The 20,845-nt window shown below is 62.7% G+C and carries 26 protein-coding genes; 14 read left to right on the top strand and 12 right to left on the bottom strand.

All coding sequences use genetic code 11. The features are described 5' to 3' along the window. Positions 1 to 93: 93 nt before the first annotated feature. Positions 94 to 894 (top strand): SDR family NAD(P)-dependent oxidoreductase, encoded by an 801-nt coding sequence (locus ACTHNR_RS25440; RefSeq protein ID WP_440551385.1) that lies wholly within the window; start codon positions 94 to 96, stop codon positions 892 to 894. 115 nt (positions 895 to 1,009) lie between these two features. Here ACTHNR_RS25440 and ACTHNR_RS25435 read toward each other — a convergent pair whose 3' ends face one another. Then, a complete protein-coding gene (locus ACTHNR_RS25435; protein ID WP_440551383.1) occupies positions 1,010 to 1,612 on the bottom strand; it encodes a TetR/AcrR family transcriptional regulator in 603 nt (200 codons plus the stop codon). 216 nt (positions 1,613 to 1,828) lie between these two features. Here ACTHNR_RS25435 and ACTHNR_RS25430 point away from each other — a divergent pair, with 216 nt between their 5' ends. From ACTHNR_RS25430 to ACTHNR_RS25385, 10 genes are all read left to right on the top strand, one after another. Beyond that, a complete protein-coding gene (locus ACTHNR_RS25430; RefSeq protein ID WP_440551382.1) occupies positions 1,829 to 2,374 on the top strand; it encodes a sigma-70 family RNA polymerase sigma factor in 546 nt (181 codons plus the stop codon). Further along, complete coding sequence (locus ACTHNR_RS25425; protein ID WP_440551381.1) at positions 2,371 to 3,012, top strand: DUF1109 domain-containing protein; 642 nt, start codon at positions 2,371 to 2,373, stop codon at positions 3,010 to 3,012. The genes ACTHNR_RS25430 and ACTHNR_RS25425 overlap by 4 nt, the downstream gene beginning before the upstream one ends. A 233-nt stretch (positions 3,013 to 3,245) precedes the next feature. Then, positions 3,246 to 3,557 carry a BufA1 family periplasmic bufferin-type metallophore gene (locus ACTHNR_RS25420; protein WP_440551380.1) on the top strand — a complete coding sequence of 104 codons (312 nt, stop codon included), beginning with the start codon at positions 3,246 to 3,248 and terminating at the stop codon, positions 3,555 to 3,557. A 25-nt stretch (positions 3,558 to 3,582) separates the two neighbouring features. Next, positions 3,583 to 4,530: an MNIO family bufferin maturase gene (gene bufB / locus ACTHNR_RS25415; RefSeq protein WP_440551378.1), complete on the top strand. Its 948-nt coding sequence runs from the start codon at positions 3,583 to 3,585 to the stop codon at positions 4,528 to 4,530. Next, positions 4,520 to 5,308, top strand: coding sequence for an HvfC/BufC family peptide modification chaperone (locus tag ACTHNR_RS25410; RefSeq protein WP_440551376.1), 789 nt, complete (start codon positions 4,520 to 4,522; stop codon positions 5,306 to 5,308). The genes bufB and ACTHNR_RS25410 overlap by 11 nt, the downstream gene beginning before the upstream one ends. Before the next feature lie 56 nt (positions 5,309 to 5,364). Then, positions 5,365 to 5,817: a DoxX family protein gene (locus ACTHNR_RS25405; protein ID WP_440551552.1), complete on the top strand. Its 453-nt coding sequence runs from the start codon at positions 5,365 to 5,367 to the stop codon at positions 5,815 to 5,817. Further along, entirely contained in the window at positions 5,814 to 6,455 is a 642-nt protein-coding gene (locus ACTHNR_RS25400) for a DUF1109 domain-containing protein (protein ID WP_440551374.1), read from the top strand. The genes ACTHNR_RS25405 and ACTHNR_RS25400 overlap by 4 nt, the downstream gene beginning before the upstream one ends. Before the next feature lie 202 nt (positions 6,456 to 6,657). Next, a complete protein-coding gene (locus ACTHNR_RS25395; protein WP_440551372.1) occupies positions 6,658 to 8,097 on the top strand; it encodes an RAD55 family ATPase in 1,440 nt (479 codons plus the stop codon). Positions 8,098 to 8,112: 15 nt separating this feature from the next. Next, positions 8,113 to 8,481 carry a response regulator gene (locus ACTHNR_RS25390; protein WP_440551370.1) on the top strand — a complete coding sequence of 123 codons (369 nt, stop codon included), beginning with the start codon at positions 8,113 to 8,115 and terminating at the stop codon, positions 8,479 to 8,481. 42 nt (positions 8,482 to 8,523) lie between these two features. Continuing rightward, a complete protein-coding gene (locus ACTHNR_RS25385) occupies positions 8,524 to 8,919 on the top strand; it encodes a response regulator (RefSeq protein ID WP_440551367.1) in 396 nt (131 codons plus the stop codon). A 107-nt stretch (positions 8,920 to 9,026) separates the two neighbouring features. Here ACTHNR_RS25385 and ACTHNR_RS25380 read toward each other — a convergent pair whose 3' ends face one another. The 8 genes from ACTHNR_RS25380 to ACTHNR_RS25345 all read right to left on the bottom strand — a co-directional run bounded on the left by ACTHNR_RS25380 (position 9,027) and on the right by ACTHNR_RS25345 (position 17,123). Next, positions 9,027 to 10,355, bottom strand: a complete 1,329-nt coding sequence (locus ACTHNR_RS25380; protein ID WP_440551364.1) for a type II toxin-antitoxin system HipA family toxin — start codon at positions 10,353 to 10,355, stop codon at positions 9,027 to 9,029. Between the two features lie 2 nt (positions 10,356 to 10,357). Beyond that, positions 10,358 to 10,801 carry a helix-turn-helix transcriptional regulator gene (locus ACTHNR_RS25375; protein WP_440551362.1) on the bottom strand — a complete coding sequence of 148 codons (444 nt, stop codon included), beginning with the start codon at positions 10,799 to 10,801 and terminating at the stop codon, positions 10,358 to 10,360. Between the two features lie 149 nt (positions 10,802 to 10,950). Continuing rightward, positions 10,951 to 12,051, bottom strand: a complete 1,101-nt coding sequence (locus tag ACTHNR_RS25370; protein ID WP_440551359.1) for an alcohol dehydrogenase catalytic domain-containing protein — start codon at positions 12,049 to 12,051, stop codon at positions 10,951 to 10,953. 42 nt (positions 12,052 to 12,093) lie between these two features. Next, the gene (locus ACTHNR_RS25365; RefSeq protein ID WP_440551357.1) at positions 12,094 to 12,849 is read right to left on the bottom strand and encodes an SDR family oxidoreductase; all 756 of its coding nucleotides are present in this window, start codon (positions 12,847 to 12,849) and stop codon (positions 12,094 to 12,096) included. A gap of 39 nt (positions 12,850 to 12,888) precedes the next feature. Next, positions 12,889 to 13,869, bottom strand: coding sequence for a sugar-binding transcriptional regulator (locus ACTHNR_RS25360; RefSeq protein ID WP_440551354.1), 981 nt, complete (start codon positions 13,867 to 13,869; stop codon positions 12,889 to 12,891). A gap of 48 nt (positions 13,870 to 13,917) precedes the next feature. Continuing rightward, positions 13,918 to 14,799, bottom strand: a complete 882-nt coding sequence (locus ACTHNR_RS25355) for a carbohydrate ABC transporter permease (protein ID WP_440551352.1) — start codon at positions 14,797 to 14,799, stop codon at positions 13,918 to 13,920. Then, positions 14,796 to 15,734 (bottom strand): carbohydrate ABC transporter permease, encoded by a 939-nt coding sequence (locus ACTHNR_RS25350; protein WP_440551350.1) that lies wholly within the window; start codon positions 15,732 to 15,734, stop codon positions 14,796 to 14,798. Before ACTHNR_RS25350 ends, ACTHNR_RS25355 begins: the two co-directional genes overlap by 4 nt. Positions 15,735 to 15,770: 36 nt before the next feature. Then, a complete protein-coding gene (locus tag ACTHNR_RS25345; RefSeq protein WP_440551349.1) occupies positions 15,771 to 17,123 on the bottom strand; it encodes an ABC transporter substrate-binding protein in 1,353 nt (450 codons plus the stop codon). A gap of 347 nt (positions 17,124 to 17,470) precedes the next feature. Between ACTHNR_RS25345 and ACTHNR_RS25340 the strand changes: the two genes are divergently transcribed. The 3 genes from ACTHNR_RS25340 (at position 17,471) to map (ending at position 19,663) form a co-directional block, all read left to right on the top strand. Then, a complete protein-coding gene (locus ACTHNR_RS25340) occupies positions 17,471 to 18,592 on the top strand; it encodes an ABC transporter ATP-binding protein (protein WP_440551346.1) in 1,122 nt (373 codons plus the stop codon). A gap of 94 nt (positions 18,593 to 18,686) precedes the next feature. Continuing rightward, positions 18,687 to 18,899 carry a ParD-like family protein gene (locus tag ACTHNR_RS25335; RefSeq protein ID WP_440551343.1) on the top strand — a complete coding sequence of 71 codons (213 nt, stop codon included), beginning with the start codon at positions 18,687 to 18,689 and terminating at the stop codon, positions 18,897 to 18,899. Beyond that, positions 18,896 to 19,663 carry a type I methionyl aminopeptidase gene (gene map / locus ACTHNR_RS25330; protein WP_440551341.1) on the top strand — a complete coding sequence of 256 codons (768 nt, stop codon included), beginning with the start codon at positions 18,896 to 18,898 and terminating at the stop codon, positions 19,661 to 19,663. The genes ACTHNR_RS25335 and map overlap by 4 nt, the downstream gene beginning before the upstream one ends. Positions 19,664 to 19,691: 28 nt before the next feature. On the opposite strand, the gene ACTHNR_RS25325 is transcribed toward map, so the two are convergent. The 3 genes from ACTHNR_RS25325 to ACTHNR_RS25315 all read right to left on the bottom strand — a co-directional run bounded on the left by ACTHNR_RS25325 (position 19,692) and on the right by ACTHNR_RS25315 (position 20,647). Beyond that, entirely contained in the window at positions 19,692 to 19,940 is a 249-nt protein-coding gene (locus tag ACTHNR_RS25325) for a hypothetical protein (RefSeq protein WP_440551338.1), read from the bottom strand. Between the two features lie 117 nt (positions 19,941 to 20,057). Continuing rightward, entirely contained in the window at positions 20,058 to 20,237 is a 180-nt protein-coding gene (gene rpsU / locus ACTHNR_RS25320; RefSeq protein WP_440551549.1) for a 30S ribosomal protein S21, read from the bottom strand. A 119-nt stretch (positions 20,238 to 20,356) separates the two neighbouring features. Then, positions 20,357 to 20,647, bottom strand: a complete 291-nt coding sequence (locus ACTHNR_RS25315) for a hypothetical protein (protein WP_440551336.1) — start codon at positions 20,645 to 20,647, stop codon at positions 20,357 to 20,359. Positions 20,648 to 20,845 lie beyond the last annotated feature (198 nt).

The following is a 20,845-nucleotide window of genomic DNA, read 5'->3' as shown; positions in this document are numbered from 1 at the left end:
GGAATGTCCTAAAACATGACTTTATACGTCATTTGAGATGCACGCTGCCTGTTCCACAATTCGCTCACACCATCTTCTGAACCGGAGCGAAACATGAACCCAACCTACCTTGGCACGGCGCTGATCACAGGCGCTTCTTCGGGCATCGGCGCTGTCTATGCCGAGCGTCTCGCGCGGCGCGGCTATGACCTCGTGCTCGTGGCGCGCAACCGCGAACGCCTCGCCGCGCTGGCCAGCCGCATCACGACCGAGACGCGGCGCAACGTTGAACTGCTCGTCGCGGATCTCGGCGAGAAGGGCGGCGTAGCAAGCGTCGAAGCCAAGCTCAAGGACGACGCCACGATCACGCTGCTCGTGAACAACGCGGGCGTCGGTACGCACACGCCGCTCGTGGAGAGCGACGTCGATGCGATGTCCCGCATGATCGATCTGAACGTGACGGCGCTCACGCGTCTGACGTACGCCGCCGTGCCCGGCTTTCTGTCGCGCGGCAAGGGCGAGATCATCAATATCTCGTCGATCGTTGCGCTCGCACCCGAAGTGCTCAACGGAGTGTATGGCGGCAGCAAGGCGTACGTGCTCGCATTCAGCCAATCGCTTCAACATGAACTCGGCGCCAAAGGTATCCGCGTCCAGGCCGTCCTGCCCGGCGCGACGGCCACCGATTTCTGGCAGACGGGCGGCCTGCCGCTCGAGCACCTCGACAAAGCGATCGTGATGTCGGCCGAGAACATGGTCGATGCCGCGCTGGTCGGCTTCGATCGCGGCGAACTCGTAACGATCCCGTCGCTGCACGATGGGGACAAGTGGGAGGCCTTCGAAGGGGCGCGGCGCGCGATGTCGAACCTTTTGTCGAGCAACGCCCCCGCACCGCGCTATGCGCAAGCTCGCTGAACACCGGCTAGCGCTTTTTCGTTGAGAGAACCCCGCGGCACGCCCGGGCCCGAACGGCCCCGCTCAACGCGCTGATCGAATCGGCGACCTAAGCGTGACGTTGCCTGCCAGGGCGTCACGCCTTTTCGCTGTGAGCGGGGCGCAGGAGCGCCAGCGCCGGCCGCGCGACGCCGTCGAGCAGCGCCCGGTCGGGCCGCGTCCGTGCGAGCACGCGAATGCCCAGATGTATGCCGAGCAGCATGCGGGCCAGATCGTCGGCGCATTGCCCTTGGGCGATCTCGCCGCTTTGCTGACCGGCCCGCAAGCAGCGGCGAAAGAATCCCTCGACACGCTGCAGCACCTCGCTCACCGTCGCCCGGAAATCGGGATCGTGCGGCGCCACTTCCAACGCCGAATTGACGAGCAGACATCCCTTGCGATCTTGATCGGCCACCGAACGATCGATGATCTCCTTGAAGAACGCCTCGATGGCCGCGAGCGGCGATAGGGCGTGCTCGAAACGCGCGACTCGGTCGCCGAAGCTGTTTTCCACGTAGAACGCCAGCGCGCGCCGAAAGAGCGAGCGCTTGTCTCCGAACGCGTTGTACAGGCTCGCACCCGTGATGCCCATCTCCTGGGCCAGCTCCCGCACCGACGTCGCTTCGTACCCATACCGCCAAAACCGGTAAACGGCGGCGTCGAGCACCGCGTGTTCATCAAACTCCCGAGGACGGGCCATGGCGCCTCCAGCAATTGCACGTTCCGCCGCGCGTCGGATTGCAACGCCACGAGCATTACGATATTCTAAAACAAGCGATCTAAAACCACCCGCGCGCCCTCCTCGCCGTAAGCCATTCGACAGATTCGAGGCGCGCATGTCGTGCAATTTCGTGCATTGAGACGCTTCGGAACACCATGATCGACTTTCGCGCGCTGTGACTCCGGAGACCGCCCCTTGTATTCAGCCGAGTCGCGTCTTAAAGCCTTGTTCGTGAGCGGCCTCGAGGGCAACGCTCCCGACTACCGTTCGTTTTTAGCGGAATTGACGCGGCACTTGCGCGGCTACCTGCGCAAACGGATTCCGCAATTCCACGACGATGTCGAGGACCTCGTTCAGGAAATCCTGCTGGCCGTGCATAATGCTCGCCATACCTTTCGGCCCGACGAGCCGCTGACCGCGTGGGTCCACGCGATAGCCCGCTATAAATTGATGGATTTCTTCAGGACGCGCACACGGCGCGAATGGCTGCACGATCCGCTCGACGATGAAGACGCGATTTTCGCGGAGGCCGACGACGAGCGGGCCGACGCGCGGCGCGACATCGGGAAACTGCTCGACCACCTACCCGACAAGCAGCGTCTTTCCATTCTTCACGTCAAGCTCGAGGGGCTTTCCGTGGCCGAGGCCGCGCGCCTGACCGGGCTGACCGAGTCGGCCGTCAAGGTCAGCATTCACCGCGGGCTCAAGGCGCTGGCCGTGCGGGTGCGGGGGGTCGCATGAGAACGGACGATCTCGTCGACTTGCTCGCTACCGGCATCGCACCCGTCAAGCGCGGCGTGCCGGCGCAGCGGTTCGCCATTTCATTGCCCATCGCCGCGATCGGCGCCACGCTCTTGATGATCGCCGTGTACGGCATCCGCCCGGACCTCGCCGCCGTCGCGCGCACGGCGATCTTCTGGGAAAAGCTCGCATTCCCGCTGTGTATCGCGATTGGCGCGTTGATCGGCGCGACACGGCTTGCGCGCCCCGGTGGGCGTGTGACGATCGGTTGGCCGGTCATGGGCGCACCGGTAATCCTCGTATGGATCGCAGGCCTCGCCATCGTCGCCACCGTCGCGCCCCACGATCGCCTGGCCGTGGTACTCGGGCAATCCTGGAAAAGCTGCCCGTTCAATATCGTTCTGCTTTCCCTTCCCGGGTTCGCCGCCATTTTCTGGGCCATCAAGGGGCTGGCGCCAACCCGATTGGGCGTGACCGGCGCCGTAGCCGGGTTGCTCGCCAGTTCCATCGGAACCGTCGCTTACTGCTTCCACTGCCCTGAAATGAGCCCGGCGTTCTGGAGCGTATGGTACGTGCTGGGCATGGCCCTGCCCGCCGCCCTCGGAGCCGTTTTAGGCCCGCGCCTTCTGCGTTGGTGATCGCCGGCGGGCGCATGCCGGCCCGCCGACTCCCCTCTCTCTTCCCCCGCCATACCTGCCGCTGTATCGCGGCGTCCAACCGATCTGAACCATCGTCGAACCCGATCCGCCACCGCGGATGCCTGGACATCTAAAAAAAATTTTGCGATCGCTGTAACCAGCGGACGGCAGCGCACGAATTAACCCACGTATCCACGACGGATACCTTCCATATCAATCATCGGAGAACATCCATGTCCGCAAAGATCACTGTCAGTTCCGCCCTGCTCGCCAGCGCCGTCGCCACCTTGCTCGCTTCGGCCGCCCACGCAGCGCCGTTGACGAAAGCCGAAGCGACGGCGGCCGTCGCCGCTCATAAAGAGAAGTGCTACGGCGTCGCGCTCAAAGGGCAAAACGACTGCGCCGCCGGCCCGGGCACGACGTGCCAGGGTACGTCGACGGTCGACTTCCAAGGCAATTCGTGGAAGTTCGTCCAAGGCGGCACGTGCGCGAGCATCGTCGTGCCGGGCGGCGGCCACGGCTCGCTCACGCCGATGAAGTCTTAAGCGCGACGACCGCAACGAGACGGCCATGAACGCCTCCCTCCAATCAGCGGCCCCCGAGGCGTACGGCCGTTCTCGTCGCACGGCGCCCGGCGCGGCCGGGCTCGCCGGAGCCAGCTTCAAACACGCCCATCTCGCGGCGATTCTCGAAGACGGCCTGCCGGACGGCTTCTTCGAAGTGCACGCGGAGAATTACATGGGCGCGGGCGGGCCCGTACACCGCGCCCTGACCGCGCTGCGCGAGCACTATCCGATCTCGCTGCATGGCGTGGGCATGTCGATCGGCGGGCCGAATGCGCTCGATCGCGACCACCTCGCGCGCTTTCGTGCGTTGGTTGCACGCTATGAACCGCGGTGGGTTTCCGAACATCTCGCCTGGTCCTCGCACGGTGGCGCGTTTTTCAACGACCTGCTGCCGCTGCCTTACACGGACGCGACGCTCGATAAGGTGTGCGAGCACATCGATGAAGCGCAAGAGGCGATCGGGCGAACGATGCTGCTCGAAAATCCGTCGACCTATCTGACGTTCGCATCGTCGACGATGAGCGAACCCGAATTCATCCGCGCCGTGGCGCAGCGCACGGGATGCGCGCTGCTGCTCGACGTCAACAACGTCTTCGTATCGGCGACGAATCACGGCTATTCGGCCCTCGACTATCTCGCGCAGTTTCCGCTCGAGCACGTCGGCGAAATTCATCTTGCCGGCCACAGCGAGCAACGCGACGACGAAGACGCCCCGCTGCTCATCGATAGCCATGACCGGGCGGTGGCGGAGCCTGTTTGGGCGCTTTACCGAAGTGTAATCGAGACGACCGGGCCGGTACCGACGCTCGTCGAATGGGACAGCGATTTGCCTTCCTGGCCCGAGCTGCGGATGCAGGCCATGACGGCCCGGCAAATCATGACGGATCGCGCGGGCCATGACGCGCTCGAGCCTCGACCCGCGCACTCGGAGCCAGCCGCCCATGAAGCTTGAATACGAAGCATACGAAGTGCGGGACTATGCAGCGACATTCGCGCCGGGTTTGACGAACCCCGAGTTGGGTGCGCCCGAGGACGCCACGAGTGCGCGCGGCAAAGGCGTCGTCAAGCGATACAACGTTTACCGCAACAACGTTACAGTCAGCCTCATCGACGCATTGGCAGCGATCTATCCCGCCGTGCAGCGCATCACGGGCGTCGAATTCTTTCGTGCGATGGCGCGCTTTCACGTGCGCGAGACGCCGCCCATCTCCCCGCTGCTATTCGAATACGGGCGGGACTTCCCCGCATTCATCGAAGCTTATGAATACGCGCGAGACATGCCATGGCTGGCGGACACCGCGCGCATCGAACGCGCTTGGCTCGATGCCTATCATGCGGCGGACGCCGCGCCGCTTTCGGCGCAATCGCTCGCAAGCATCGATCATGCGGCCCTTGCACAAGTGCGATTCGTCCCGCATCCGGCTGCAAGGATCGTTCGTTCACCGTATCCCGCGGTCGCGATCTTCGCGATGAATCGCTCGGACGGCCCCGTGACCCCGCTCAATTCCAGCGATGCGGAAGACGCGCTCGTGACGCGGCCCGACCACGACGTGATCGTCTCGTGCCTGCCCCCGGGCGGCGCGGCATTTCTCGCGACGCTTCTCGAAGGCGAGCCGCTTGGCGCCGCGGTGCAATCGGCCTTCGGTGAAAGCGAAGCTTTCGATTTGGCGGCCAACCTCTCGGCCATGATTTCAGCAGGCGTGTTCAGCGCCATCGAATTAGGAGCGTGATCACCATGTCGACTCGACCTACCTCCACCCCGCCCTTTCCGAGCGGCGTCGCGCGCATGATCGGACGCGCGCGGCGCGCCGTCGAACGGCTCGCCCAACCGTCGTTCGTGCAGCTCGTATTGCGCCTCGCGCTGGCCGTGCCGTTTTGGCGATCGGGCATTCTCAAATGGCACGGCTTCCTGCAGCTGAACGACACCGCCGTCGATTTGTTCACGGAAGAATTCAAGCTCCATTTGCCCGGCGGGCCGTACCCGTTCCCGGCTCCCGCGGTATTCGCGTTTCTGTCCGCCTGCGGCGAAGTCGCGTTCCCGGTATTCCTCGTGCTGGGGCTCGGCACGCGCTTCGCCGCCATCGGTCTGCTCTTGATGACTTGCATCATCGAGCTGACCGTGCCCGACGGCTGGCCCATCCACATCACATGGGCCGCCATGGCGCTCGGCATCGCCGCGTGGGGTCCGGGCCGCGTCTCGATCGACTACCTGCTCGGAGATCGCGCGAGCCGATCATGAAAACGCGCGATCTGGTCGCCCGGCTGGCGAGCGATGTGTCGCCCGTCGAACGCAACGCGGTCTCCAGGGTGCTCAATCGCGCGCTGATGCTGGGCCTTGCCGGCAGCGCGATATTGCTGGTCCTGCTCTACGGCGTGCGCAGCGACATGCCCGAACTCATCCTGACGACGATGTTCTGGACGCGGCTCGCGTTCCCGCTTTCCATCATCGCCGGGGCCATACACCTAGCGGACAGGCTGGGCCGTCCCGGCGCTTCGCTCGGGCTCGCTTGGTTGGCGGCGGCGTTACCCATTGCCGCAATGTTGTTCGCCGCCGCCGGCATCCTGATGGCGACGCCGCCGGGCTATCGGCTTCAATTGATGCTCGGCACGACTTGGCGTACGACCACGGCGAGCATCGTGCTGCTTTCGCTGCCCTCCCTTGCCGCGATGATGCACGCGATGAGGCAACTCGCGCCGACGCGTCTCGCGCTGGCAGGCGCGGGCGCGGGCTTGCTGGCGGGTGCGCAGGGCGTGCTCGTCTATTCGCTCTACTGCGCCGAGATGGCGGTGCCCTTCTGGGGCGTCTGGTACGTACTTGCGATCGTCTTCACGACAGCCATCGGCGCGGCCATCGCGCCGCGTTGCCTGCGGTGGTGACAGGCAGGGTGCGGGCGCTCCGATCCCGCTACTGCCATCGCTGACTTCCACTGCCTTCGCGCAAGCCTCGTCTCCTTCCAGGCCTCCACGAGCTGCGGTAGACTTCGAAAATCGACGACGCGGGCAGTCGCCGCAATGCGCTGCTGGTGCTTGCCAAAGCGGTCATATTTTCTCGCCCTTCAACCAACAGATCCCCAACGCAATGGAAAATGTGCCGGCGCGACTGCGCAGTGACGTTCCGGGCTTCGATGAAATTTGCGGCGGCGGCCTAATCGCGGGTTCGTCGTACATCATCCAGGGGCGCCCCGGCGCAGGAAAGACGATCCTTGCCAATCAACTCGCCTTCGCGCAGGCCAGACAAGGCCATAAGGTCTTGTACGTCACGCTGCTCGCCGAGTCCCACGATCGCCTGTTCCAGTCGCTTTCGACGCTCGATTTTTTCGACGCCGCCAGGGTCGGCAAAGACATCACGTTCATCAGCCTATTGCGGACGCTGCGGGAAGAAGGGTTGCGTGCGCTCGTCGAAATGCTGCGCGGCGAACTCAGTCGTCAAGGCGCCACCACTCTCGTGTTGGACGGCTTGCTGACGGCGCGCGAAACCGCCAACAACAACCTGGACGTCAAGACGTTCGTCGCGGAGCTTCAAGGGCACGCTGCCTTCACCGGCTGCACGGTGCTGTTCCTGACAAGCGCCCGCATCGACGAGTCCAGCCCCGAACACACGATGGTGGACGGCGTCTTTCAACTCGAGGAAGCCGAAGCCGGCTCGCGCACGGTGCGGCGCATGAGAGTGGCGAAGTCGCGCGGCAGCCGCGCGCTCGGCGGCTTCCATCTGTTCGAAATCACGAATCGCGGCATCGACGTCTATCCGCGCCTCGAAGCGGCGCTCGCGCAACCTTCCGGCCACGACACGGCGCCGCCCGACAGGCTCAGCACAGGAGTGCAAGGGCTGGACGAACGCATGGGCGGCGGCTTGCCCGCGCATTCCGTTTCCGTTGTAGTCGGGCCCGCGGGCAGCGGAAAAACGACGTTCGGCCTGGGCTTCCTGCACGAGGCCACGCCGCAGCAGCCGGCCGTGCACTTCGGCTTCTACGAAACGCCGCAACGGCTGGCGGCGAAAGCCTCGGCCCTCGGCATCGACCTGCAGGCCATGATCGCATCCAACGCGCTCACCGTCATGTGGCGGCCGCTCACCGAAAATCTGCTGGACAAGCTGGCGCACGAATTGCTCCACGCGGTGCGATCCACCGGCGCACGTCGGCTGTTTCTGGACGGGCTCGCCGGCTTCGAGCGAGCAACGGTGGATCCGCACCGAATGGTCGAATTCTTCGCCGCCCTATCGAACGAATTGCGCTCGATAGGCGTGACGACGATTTGCACGTGGGAGGTCAAGGAACTTTCAGGCCCGTGGATCACCAATCCGTCCCCGGAAATCTTGAGCCAAATCGACAATGTGATCGCGCTGCACCACACCCTGACCGACGATACGCTGCGCCGGGGCATGAAAGTGCTCAAGGTTCGCGACAGCATCTTCGATACGTCCGTCGTGGAGTTCGAGATCGCGGGGAGCGGCATGGGGCTGCGGGTCACCGGCACTGCGCCTATCACCGCATCGGTGCGTACCGGGGTCGACTGCCGATAGGCGACGGATCAACGCATGACTACCTTGCTTGTCGTCGACGACGAGTCGCTTGTCACCGATTTCCTTTCGTTTCTTTTCTGGCGCGAAGGGTATGCGGTGCATGCTGCCCGCACCGGCAAAGAAGCACTGGAGACGGCCGAACAACTGCAGCCGGACTTGATCATCACGGATCTGATGATGCCGGTCATGTCCGGCTTGGAGCTCGCACAGGCGCTGCGGCGCAACGAAAAGCTAGCGGCGGTGCCGATCGTTTTGTGCACGGCCGCGCCCGATGCGCTGTCGGACGAGGACAAGGATCTTTTTCTTGCCGTACTGCGCAAACCCTACCCGCCGCCGAAGCTGATCGAGATCGTTGTGCGCAGGATCGGCCCCGGACGGCCGTAGCCAGCGGCTGCGCAAGAGCGTCGCGCAGGCACGAACTTCGCAATGTCGTGGATCGATCATTCGGATCTCGAACGAGCAATGAAGCGTGTCCTACTGGTTGACGACGAATACGAACTACTCGAGGCTTTGAGCTTTGCGCTGACGTACGCGGGCTACGAGGTTGGATGCGCCCGCGACGGATGCGACGCGCTGGCGCAGATGCAACGCCAACTGCCGGATCTGATCGTCACGGACTTTATGATGCCCGACATGGACGGCCTATCGTTGTGCCGTTCGGTGCGCGCGCATCCGGAGTGGGCGCACATCCCCATCGCACTGCATACGTCGGCGCACGTCGACGCCGGTACGCCCGAGGTCCAGTTGTGGGACGCTTGCCTGCGCAAACCTGCCCACATGGACGACTTTCTCTCAACCGTAGCGCGGCTTCTGCGACATTGAGGGATGGATCAGAAACAAGCTCAGGCCGCCCGAAGACGGGCACGGTCAGGCTGGCCTCGGCGTCAGTGCGCGCGTGACGCGCAAAGTCCTGAAGAGAGAAGGACTAGCTATTGTGCAGCGAGCTTGCGGGCTTGCCTTCGCATACCGTCGAAGATCTTGTCCGCGACATCCATGGGGAAACCGCTCGGCAACTTCGCCGCTACGTCGTCGATCACCGCCTCCGTCATTCCGGTCAACGTACCGATCATCTCGTCGACCTCCTCCGCCGCGAGCGTGACACGCTGCCCTTGCGCAACCCAATGACGTCGGCGGATCTCGCTGATCAGATAGTGTGCGTTCTTGCTCCGCACGGCCATGGCAAGCTTGACTCGGAGGGGAGAAAACTGGTTCCGCCCCTTCCCAATGATAGGGTGCGCGGATAGCACGTCGTAGAGCGGTGTGGCTATGTAACGGTTCGACTCGAGATGCGCGATGCTGAAATTCTTCGCATGGCCGTCAGTCGCCGCGAGAATCCAAAAAACGATCTGCGCTTTGAAAAAATTGGATCGATCGACCCTGGCCTGCTCCGAGCCCGCGAGGATCCCCATAATCTTGTCGATACCTGGGCCGCCGTCGGATTCGTATTTGCTGTTGGGGGACGTGCCAGTAGCCTGGCACATATCCTCTTGAGGAAGTCGCAGGATCCAAGAACCGTCACTCGCCAGTTTGCGGTCGAATCTCGCCACCACAAGCGCTTTCTGATCTTCGAAAGCGCCGATCTCGCAGTGAGCGATCGGCAAGCCGTAGGCGGCGACTATTTTCGAGCACAGCCATTCGTTCTCGATGGATGAGCGCATGTCTGCACGCATGTTTCCGACCAGCCCGAGCGCGAGTTTGAAGATGTGCGTAGTGGGCGTGCTTCCCTCGGGCCGGAGCCATTGATTGCCATGCCACAGCAGCGCACTTTTCTCCTGCGCCCCTGCGATCGAGAGACGAAGATCGTCGATGGGCTCGTGCTGGCCAAGCGGCGGAGCGGTAACATCCCGAAGCAAACGAGCGATGTCAGCCTCCCTCATGGGCTTTCCGCGAATCCGCTGCAGATCGACCGGCCGCTCGCCGGGCGGCAGCATCTGGATCGCGCCGGCGCAGTCACGCCCCAAGGCGGACAATAGCTCGAAGGGAGACGTGCCGCCGGTTTTATGGCGTGCGGCGATACGCTCGCGGATAGCTTTGCTGTCGGGGAGCAGGTTGTCGAAATAGTCTGAAACAACCTTGCCGCGATGCGGCTGGTTACCGGGCGTAAATGGCAATGACAGCGAGAGGGGGCGCCCTTGCTCGTCCTCGACCCAGGACTCGAAGTACGTGAGCTTCTCACCGTCGCGCGTGGTCTCCCATGTTCCCACGGGAATACCATTCATCCACAGTTCCAGGCTTTTTGATTGCGCTCTTCGACCCATCCCTACCACTTCTCCCGCTTCTTGACGACCGAGGCGATAGGCAAAGGCTCGGTAGTGCGACCTTTCGGCGGAGTTTCGGCCCGCTTGGCTGTGCGTTTAATACCGGCCTTGGCGGCGGCCGGCTTGTTTGATCCAGCGCCACGCTTCATCGCAGCCGGCCGCTTCGCCGAGGCGGCCCCCCCAACGCGCTTGGCACGCTCCGCAACAGGATTCTCGACCGTCGCCGTGCCCGACACATGGGCCAAAACGAGGTTGACGTCGAGCAGCTTTAGAACCAGATAAAGCCGATCCAGGCTGGCAGATTCGGGTTTTGCTTCCAGCTGGGCATAGGTTTGCTGGGTGACGCCCAACCGCGCCGCCAACTGCGCCTGCGTCAAGCCGGCCGCCTTGCGAAAGCCCACCAGGAGCGGGCGGAGCTGCTGAGGAGTCTTGACGGGGTAATCCACGGTGAGTGTGCGAAAACAGAAAATTTCCTGTAAATGGCAAATACAGTATAGCACCTGTAGGACGAATCCATACAGGAAATCGTCTGTAAATGCCGAATACAGATCAAAGCCTGTTCGCGCCCAAGTGCCGGCGCACGATCGATCGATCCTTACGTGCGCGGCCGATCGCCGGGCCGCATCAGCACCTTGATCGAATCGAGCGAATTCGCGACCTTGATGGCCTCCTCCCATTCATCCAGCGAGAAGCCGTGCGTGACGATACCCTTCGACGTGACCAGCCCGCGCGCAAGCAGATCGATCGCGATCGGATAGCAATAAGGGCCGAGGTGTGCGCCGCGTACGTCGAGTTCCTTTCGATCGCCGATGATCGACCAGTCGACCGAAGTTTCCGCACCGAACACCGAAAACTCGACGAACCGCCCCAGCTTGCGAATGAGCTCCAAGCCCTGCGGCACACCCGCCGGTACGCCAGTCGTTTCGATGTAGACATCGCAGCCGTATTGGTCGGTGAGCGAACGAACGATCGACAGCGCATCGTCCGTCTTCGGATTGATCGTGACGTCGGCGCCATACTCGCGGGCAAGCGCCAGTCGCTCGTCTACGAGATCGATCACCACGAGCGTTTTGGGCGTCTTCAGATGGGCCACCTGCGTCATCATGAGCCCGAGCGGTCCGGCGCCCGCGATCACCACCACGTCGTCGAGCTGAATGTCGCCCCGGTTGACGGTATGAATCGCGCACGCGAGCGGCTCGATGATGGCGGCATCCTCGATCGAAATACCGTCTGGGATCTTGTGCACGATCGCCGTCGGCGGAAAGCGCATGTATTCGGCCATGCCGCCGTCGGCGACCTCGCGCTGGAAGCCGAAAATATTGTGCACCTCGCACATCCAGTATTGGCCCGACTTGCAGTAGCGGCACTTCCCGCACGGCACGATCTGTTCCGCGATCACGCGCTCGCCCACCTTCACGCCGAAGTGCTGCTCCGCGCCCTCGCCTAGCTCCTCCACGTACCCAAAGAACTCGTGCCCAGGAATCACGGGAGCCTTCACCCAAGGGTTCGGCCCGCCCCAGAACATTTTCGCGCCGGAGAAGCATTTGCAATCGCTCGCGCAGATGCCGCACGCGGCGATTCGGATGACGAGCTCGTTCGGGCCGGGCCGCGGCCGCGCGACGCGTTCGACGCGGTAATCCTTCGGGGCATGGCAGACGACGGCCGTCATGTGCGCCGTCTCGTTCGGTTCACTCATAGTCGACTCGCTTGAAATGAGAAAGGAAATGAGCGCACGGGTTCACCGCGCGAGAAAACCGCCATCCACGGCCAAACTGACGCCGTTGATCATGCGCGATTCGTCGCCGAGCAAGTAGGCGATCGCTTGCGCCACTTCATCGGGTTTGACGAACCGGTTTAAAGGAATGCGCGAAAGCATCTGGGCCGCCTTCCCCGGATCGCCCCATGCCTTCTCGGCCATCGGCGTCAACGTGACGGTCGGATTGATCGAATTGACGCGTATGCCGTGCTCGCCGAGCTCCACGGCCATCACGCGTGTGAGCGCATCCAGCGCGGCCTTCGATGCGCAGTAAGCGGCGTGCAGCGCGAAGCCGATCTGCGCCGAAATGCTCGATACATTGACGATCGCGCCGCCCGCCCCACGCTCGATCATGCTGCGCGCGCAAACTTGCCCCACGATCATCGCGGCGCGCACGTTCACGGCCATCGTTTCGTCGAACGCTTCGACGTCGAGATCGAGAAACGGCTGCAAGCGCGCGATGCCCGCATTATTGACGAGCAAATCGATCGGCTGTGCGGCGAGCGCCGCGGCGCGCGTGGCCGCTGTGTCGGCGAGATCGACCGCATGCGTCTCGCACCCGATCTCCAGCTCGAGCGCGCGCAGATCGTCCGCGGAACGGCTCAGCGCGACGACGCGCGCGCCGCGCGCCGCGAGGAGCAACGCCGTCGCGCGGCCGATACCTTTGCCGGCCCCCGTGACGAGGGCGCGCTTGCCGAAAAATTCATCGCGGCGGTCAACCGCATTCGTCGAGCTCATGATCGGTCGTCCTTACGGTATGTCCGTTACGCTCCACCATCACGGCTCCTCGCAGAGCCGCCGCGCCGTGTCCTCGTCGGTCACGAGCACCGACACGTAGCCGCCGCGCAGCGCCGCCCGCGTGACGAAGAATTTCTGCGCGCCGCCGCTCGCGAGCACGACTCGCTTGATACCGCGCAAATCGTCGAGCGCGATCGCCACCGTGCGGCGATTCAAGGGATGGTTGATGAGCTTGCCGTTCTCATCGACGAAATGGCCGAGCACGTCGCCCACGGCGCCCGCGTTGCGCAGCGTGCGCAAATCCTCGGGGTCTTTCACGCCGTATGTGATGACGAGCGATTCCGTGAGATCTCCCGCGGTGACCAGCGCCAGATCGGCCCGGCGCGCCAGCTCATAGGTCCCGCGCACGGCGTCTTCCTGAAGAATGATGTCGCGTACTTTCTGACTGCTGACGTAGATCGGCGCGGCGAACAGGTAGCCATCGGCATGACATAGGTCGGCGAAGTCGGACACGATGTCGAACGTATTGATGCTCGGGCAATGCGCAAGACCGCCTTGCAGCGAAACCGCGGAGAGCGGCCCATAAGCGCGCTGCGGCAATGCACGCAGCACCGCGCGAATCGTTCTGCCCCAGCCGAGCCCGATCGTATGGCCGGCCGCGATGTGCTGAGTCAGGTAGTTGGCCGCGCCGATGCCGAGCGCGGCCATCGTCGCCTCGTAGGTCGCGCCGCTCGGCACCACGATGGCCGTTTGAAGCGAGAAGCGCTCGACTAGCTGCTCCTCGAGCGCCACGCAAGGCGCGATGCGGCTATTGATCGTGATGCGCACGAGCCCCGCTTCGCGGCCCGCCGCGAGCAGCCGGTTCACACGCACGCGGTTCGTGCCGAGCAGCTGGGCGATCTCCTGCTGCGTCATGTTGCCCACGTAGTAATGCCAGGCCACGCGCGTTTGCAGTTCCTCTTCGCTGTCGACGCCCTCATCGAGTTCGACTGGCGGTGCGGATGGGGTGGTCTTGCCCATGATGTCAAAAGGTCTCGCCGAGAGAAAACGGACGTTATACCAAACAGTTCATTTCACAGCGCCCATCGTGAGACCTTGCACGAGCCGGCCCGAAACCAGCAGCGCGAAGATCACCATCGGCAGCACGATCAGCGTGCCTGTCGCCATGATTTCGCCCCAAGGCAATTCATAGCCGCTCATGTAGTTGGTGGCGGCCACCGGAGACGTGGCGGCGTTGTCGCGCGTCAGCACCAGGGCATAGAGCAAGTCGTTCCACGAAAAGATGAACGCGAAGATGGCCGAGACGACGATGCCCGGCATCGCGAGCGGCAGGTTGATGCGCCAGAACACACGCCAGGGCGACGCGCCGTCGAGCCGCGCGGCCTCGTCGAGTTCGATCGGGACGTTGCGGAACTGATCGGTGCAGATCCAGATCACGATCGGCAGCGAAAACGTGAGGTAAAGCAGGATCAGCACGATATGCGTGTCGATCAGATCGAGCTTGGTCGCGATCAAGAAGAACGGCACCGCCAGCACGACGGGACTGACCATGCGATTCGAAATGAACCAGAACCACAGGTCTCGCTTGCCGCGAAACTCGAACCGCGCGAGCGCGTAGGCAGCCGGCGTGCCGAGCAAGATCGCCAGCACCGTCGTGCTGCTGGCGACGATCAGCGAGTTGACGAGGCTTGCGCCCACGTCGTGCCGGAAAAGCGCATCGCCGTAGTGTTTCAGCGTGGGGGAGAACCGCCACAGCGGAGGATAGGCGAGCGCATCGGCTTGCGTCTTCAAGCTCGTCGTCACCATCCAATAGAAAGGAAACACCGACGACAGGAATACGATGAGCAGCGCGAAGCCATGCCATAGCGTTGCACGCCGGCGCTCGGCACGCGCGCGGTTCGAGCGCGGCGCGGCGCCGAGCGTCAGCAGCCCTAAGAAGGACACGCTCATGCGACCTCCCGGTAGATGTAGCGAATGTACAGGCGCGACAGTACGATCGTCAGCACGAGCAGCAGCATCGCTTGCGCGGAGGCCAAGCCTTGATCGAACAAGCGAAAGCCGATTCTTTCGATATAGACGCTGATGAACTCGGTGGCCGCCCCCGGGCCGCCGCGCGTCATCGTGTAGACGGCGTCGAACATCTTGAGCATGTCCGCCGACCTCAGAATCAAGATCGCGGTCAGTCCGGGTAGCAGATACGGCCGCTCGATGTGCCAAAGGATCGTCAAGCGCTTGCGCGTCTCGAGCCGCGCCGCTTCCTCGGCCTCCTTCGGCACCATCGTCAGCCCGGCAAGCAGGATCAGCGCGCAAAACGGCGTCCATTGCCACACGTCCATGATCATCACCGAGACGTAGGCGAGCGTGGGATCGCCGAGCCAGTCGAGCGGGCGAACGCCGAAGAAGCCGAGCAAATAGTTGGCGACGCCGAACTGACGATTGAAAACGAGCCGGCCGATGAGCCCGACCACCGCATAGGTCGTCGCCATGGGCACCACGAGCCCGACGCGGGCGACGGCCCGCATCCAGGCGAGCCCGGACCGGTGCAGCATCAGAGCGGCGAATAGGCCGAGCGCGATCTCGATCGGCAACGTCAAGCACAGGAACAGCATCGTGCGGCCGAGGGCTTGCCAAAACGTCGCATCGGTCAGCGTGGCCACGTAATTGTCGAGCCCGACGAACGGCGTGCCCGACTCGAGATCGGCGAGCCGGTACTGATGCACGGAGTTATAGAGCGCGACCAGCAGCGGATAGACGCCGATCACGGCCAATGCGAACACGGCCGGAAACAGAAACCAAAACGCGGGCGAACGCGGCCGCAGCCGCGACCGCACGCGCTTGCGTGCGGCCGGCTCGCGCCCCGCGTGCGACACGGTACCGTTCAGCATGACGATCTCCGGTTCACGCTAGACGAAGTGCGCGACTCACTTGAGCAGCGGCTTCTTGCCGTCGTAGTAGCCGGCTTTCTGCAGGATGGCTTCCATCTTCGAGCCGATGGTCTGCGCCCCCTCCTTGACCGATACGTCGCCCAGCATCATCTTCGTGCCCCACTCGCCGATGATCTCGGAGATCGCGGGCCATTCGGGGAAGCGCGGCCGGTAGTCGGGCACCCCGCCTTGCCAGGATTCCACCATCGGCTTCACGAACGGATACTTCTGCTGCAAGGCCGGGTCTTTGTACACCGCCATACGCGCCGGCACGCCGCCCGCTTCGAGATACGGTTTGGCCATCTGCTCGGAGGTGATCCACTGGATAAAGAGCCAGGCCGCCGCTTGCTTCTTCGCGCTCGACTTCGCGTTGACGGCCAGCGAGAAGCCGCCCAACGCCGGCTTCAGGCCCGCCGGGCCGCGCGGCTCCGTCGCGATGCCGAGGCAATCGCCCAGCTTGGACTTCGAAGGGTCGGTCAACGTGGGATAGAACGCCGACCATTCGGTGATCATCGCCACTTGCCCTTGCGCAAGTGCATTGACGGCCTCGGCGTGATCGAAATCGACGATACCCGGCGGCATGTACTTCATGAGCTTTTGCCGGTACTCGAGCCCCGCTTGGGATTGCGGCGACATCAGGTTCGACTTGAATTTTGCGTCGAGCAAGGAACCGCCGTTCGGCCAGAGCATACGCATGAAGCTATCGGCCGATTGCGTCTCGCCGCGCCGCGACTGCAGCGCGAATGCATATTGGTTCTTGCCGGCATTCGTGAGTTTCGGCGCGTAGACGTTCAGCAGGTCATCCCAAGTCTTAGGCGGCTCGTCGAATCCCGCCTGCTTGAGCATGCACTTGTTGTAGAACATGAGGCCCGAATAGTTGTCGAACGGCAGCCCGTATGTGACCTTGTTCCACGAGCCGAACGAATCGAGCAGGATCGGGAAAAAGCCCTGCAGATTCAAATTGGGATCGGCGAGCTTGGGATCATCGGTGAACTTCTTGATCGGCACGAGCCACTTGTTGCTGGCGAATTCGCCGATCCACACGACATCGACCAGCACGATATCCTGCGCGCCGCCGCTGACGAAATTGAGCACCTCTTTTTGGCGCGTGCTCTCGTACGGCACGACGTCCCACTTGATCGTAATGCCGGTCTCTTTCTCGAACTGCGGGATCAACTTTTCGGCGGCCGCATAGCCTGGCCGATCGAGGAAGATCGCGTGGAGGGTCGTGCCCGAGTAAGGCGCAGCGGCCTCCTTCAACGTCCATGCCGAAGCATGGGCCGCCACCAGAAACGATGCGGCGGCCAACGACGCCATCGCCATGTTTCGCTGCAAGAACCGTTTGCTCATCGATTGTCTCCTTGTCGACCGCGACGAGCACGCGGCGCGCTCGCTCCCGATCCGATTCAAAGCGGGTTTGTTATCGATTCAGCGTCAGGCTTCGGTGGTCCCGACGCATGCGGACACTCGGTACTGCGTCATGCGACTTCGGCGCGTCCGGCGACCCTCCGGTGGCGCGCGTTTCACTTGTAATTTCGTTTTTTCAAATGTATATTTTGGCGCACGACGCTTGTCAAGAAGAAATTCATTAGGAGTCCTTGCGGCACTGCACGATGAAGTGGCCGCGGGCATCAAGCCGGAGCGCGTGCGACACGCGCCGACAACGTGTGAGATGCGACATTCGTAGGAGACACGAAATGAGCGCAGTGCAGTTGCAGCAAATCCGCAAAACGTTCTCCGGCGCCGAGGTGCTCAAGGGTGTCGACATTGAAGTGAACGAGCACGAGTTTCTCGTTTTCGTCGGTCCGTCCGGCTGCGGCAAGTCCACGTTGCTTCGCACCATTGCCGGCTTGGAGCGCGTCGATTCTGGGCGCATCCTGATCGGCGGCGAAGACGTGACCGAAGTCGAGCCCTCCGAGCGCGGCGTCGCCATGGTGTTCCAGTCATATGCGCTTTATCCGCACATGTCGGTGTACGAGAACATCGCGTTCGGCTTACGGATGCTCAAGATGCCGCAAAGCGAAATCGACCGGCGCGTGAACGGCGCAGCGCAAATACTTCAGATCGGTCAATTGCTCGAGCGCCGTCCGCGCGCATTGTCCGGCGGGCAACGACAGCGCGTGGCGATCGGCCGAGCGATCGTGCGCGAGCCCAAGGTCTTTCTGTTCGATGAGCCGCTGTCGAATCTCGATGCCGCGCTTCGCGTGCAGATGCGGCTCGAGCTCATCAAGCTTCACAAGCAACTGAACGCGACGATGATCTACGTGACGCACGATCAAACGGAAGCGATGACGATGGCCGATCGCATCGTCGTGCTCAATCACGGCGCGGTCGAGCAGATCGGCTCGCCGCTCGAGTTGTATCGGAACCCGCGCAACCGGTTCGTCGCCGGGTTCATCGGGTCGCCGAAGATGAACTTCATCGATGTGCAAGTGAGTGCGGCCGATGGCGCCGGCGTAACGATCGCGCTGCCCGGCGGCGCGGCGCTCACCGTCCCTCGCGCATCCGACGGTGTGCGAACGGGCGATAAGCTCACGCTCGGCGTGCGTCCGGAGCATTTGATGGAGAACGGCGCCGACGGCTGCGACGCACGCTTCGCGGGCGAGGTGATCGTTGTCGAGCACCTAGGCGGCGAAACGCTATCGCATGTGGGGCTCGCGGGCGGCGGCACGATTCAAGTGAAGGGATCGGGCGAATCCGCCGCGGCCGACGGACAGCGCATCGAGGTGGGATTTTCCGTGCGGCACGCGCATTTGTTCAGGCAGGACGGCCTAGCGCTGGGTGCGCTGCGGGAGGCCGCGCAGGCAAGCGCGGCGTAGGCCGGCAGATCGAAAATAAAAAAAACCCTTGGCACTCCGTCCCACCGACTATATGATTCGTATACGTTTCATATACTAAGTGAAAGGAAATGCCATGGGCATCGTGAACATCGACGACGACTTGCACGACCAGATACGCAAAGCGAGCGCGGTGTCGTGCCGTTCGATCAACGCACAGGCGGCCTTTTGGATCAGGATCGGCATGCTGTGCGAAATGAATCCGACGCTGAGCTTCAATGAAATCGCTACCCGCGAACTGAAAGCGGCAGGTGTCGTGGCGAAAAGCTTCAAGGCGGCGTTGGCATGACGAAACGCCCGGAAGAAATCGCATTGATGGCGGAGTCGGGCCAGTTGCTGGCGCGCGTATTCGGCTATCTAGATCAAATGAGTCTGATCGGCATGTCCACCTTGCAGGTCAACGATCTCGTCGATCGCTTCATCGTGACCGAACTGAGCGCCCGGCCCGCGAGCAAAGGTCAGTACGGCTTCGCCTACGCGCTCAATTCCTCGCGCAACAACGTTGTCTGTCATGGTGTTCCGTCCGCCACCGAAATCCTGCAAGACGGCGACATCGTCAATTTCGACATCACCCTGGAAAAGAACGGCTACATCGCCGATTCCAGTAAGACCTACCTTGTGGGAGACGTGTCGCCGCTAGCGAAGCGGCTCGTGCAAGTGACCTATGAAGCGATGTGGAAAGGGATCAAGGCCGTGCGCCCCGGCGCCACGCTTGGCGACGTAGGTCATGCCATCGAACGGCACGCACGCAGACACGGTTATTCGGTCGTACGAGAGTATTGCGGACATGGCATCGGGCGGGAAATGCACGAAGATCCGCAGGTATTGCACTGGGGAAAGCCGAACACGGGCCTGCGGTTGCAAGAAGGCATGGTGTTCACCATCGAGCCGATGATCAATCAAGGAAGACATTCCGTTCGGACCGAAGACGACGGTTGGACGGTCGTCACGCGGGACGGGCAACTGTCCGCGCAGTTCGAGCACACCGTGGCGGTCGTGCCGAAGGGCGTGAAGGTCTTGACGCTACGATCCGGCGAACGGGTTCCTCACTGACGGCCGTACATCGCGCATTTGGAAAAGGCTAGCGCAGGCGCGTTGGCCAACCCACTCTGACGAGCAAGTCATCGGGGCCGTTGAGCGCGAACTCGTACATGTCCCAAGGTTTGTCGCTCGGGTCGCCGCTGCCGAGCAGTTCGCGGCGAAACACCGTGGCCAGTGCGTCTACATCCTCGCGATAGAGGTAAAGTCCAAACGGATTGCGGCCCGGTACGAGCCACCCTGCGACGGCCGGGTTCAGATGAATTTGCCCGCCGAGGCCGTCAGCGAGCATCCGATAGTCATCCGGACTATCATTCTCGCGCCGGAAACCAAGCCGCACGAAAACGCCTCGGTGCGATCGAGATCAGTGCAGGGCAATATTGCGGTAACGTTGGGCTGCATGTCAGCCTCAGTACATCTTCCTCGGCGGCAACGACCGTTTGATCTGCTTTCTGAGCCGCGCTACAGCGGCGGCCTTCTTTCGTTTGCGTTTTGCAGTCGGTGTTTCATAAGCCGTTCTGGCCCGCAGTTCCTTTATCAGGCCGGTGCTCTCGATCGAGCGTCGAAAGCGGCGCAACGCGACATCCATCGGTTCGTTCAGCTTGGGGGTTACCGTAGTCAATTTATTTCCTGGGTGTCAGCTTGCCGGGAATCGTCGGTCAAACTGCCGATGTTGTCCGCGGGTTCCGGCGTCGAGCGAGGCGCGACCTAGACCTCGAGCGCGAGAATGTCGGTGTCTTCCGAACACCTATCGATGAGGTGCTCCGCATAGGCGGTCGACGCACGCCGCGCGTCGCCGGTGTTTTCGAAGGGCTTGTTCACCGCAAGCTTGAATACGCGGCAGCGCGGGGATGCTCCCGAAGCGCCCGGGTCTTGAATGCGAACCGCCGCATCGAACCCTTGATCGTAATTCCGCCCGCTTCCAGGCTCGGTGGCGCGATGCGGAAAGACAAGCGGATAGACTTCCAGTCCACGGTAGAGACGAAAAGCGGCTGTCATAGAATACCTTTGAGGCCGCATCAACTTGCGACCGATCGGGAAAAGGAGTGTGAGCGACTGAGTTCAGTCTTCACGTGACTGGCCGCGTTGTTCGGCCTGTGATGAAAGCGAGCGGCCCTATTCCGAAGGGAAAGGCAACTGCGGAGGCGCAGCGAAGGGCTGTGGGTCAATCAACGCGTTCATGCTACACCCATTGCC

The sequence above is a fragment of the Trinickia sp. genome, assembly GCF_051954495.1.
Classification (GTDB): domain Bacteria; phylum Pseudomonadota; class Gammaproteobacteria; order Burkholderiales; family Burkholderiaceae; genus Trinickia.
The sequence above is the reverse complement of the archived record's forward strand: the minus strand, read 5'-3'. Positions and strand labels throughout refer to the sequence as shown.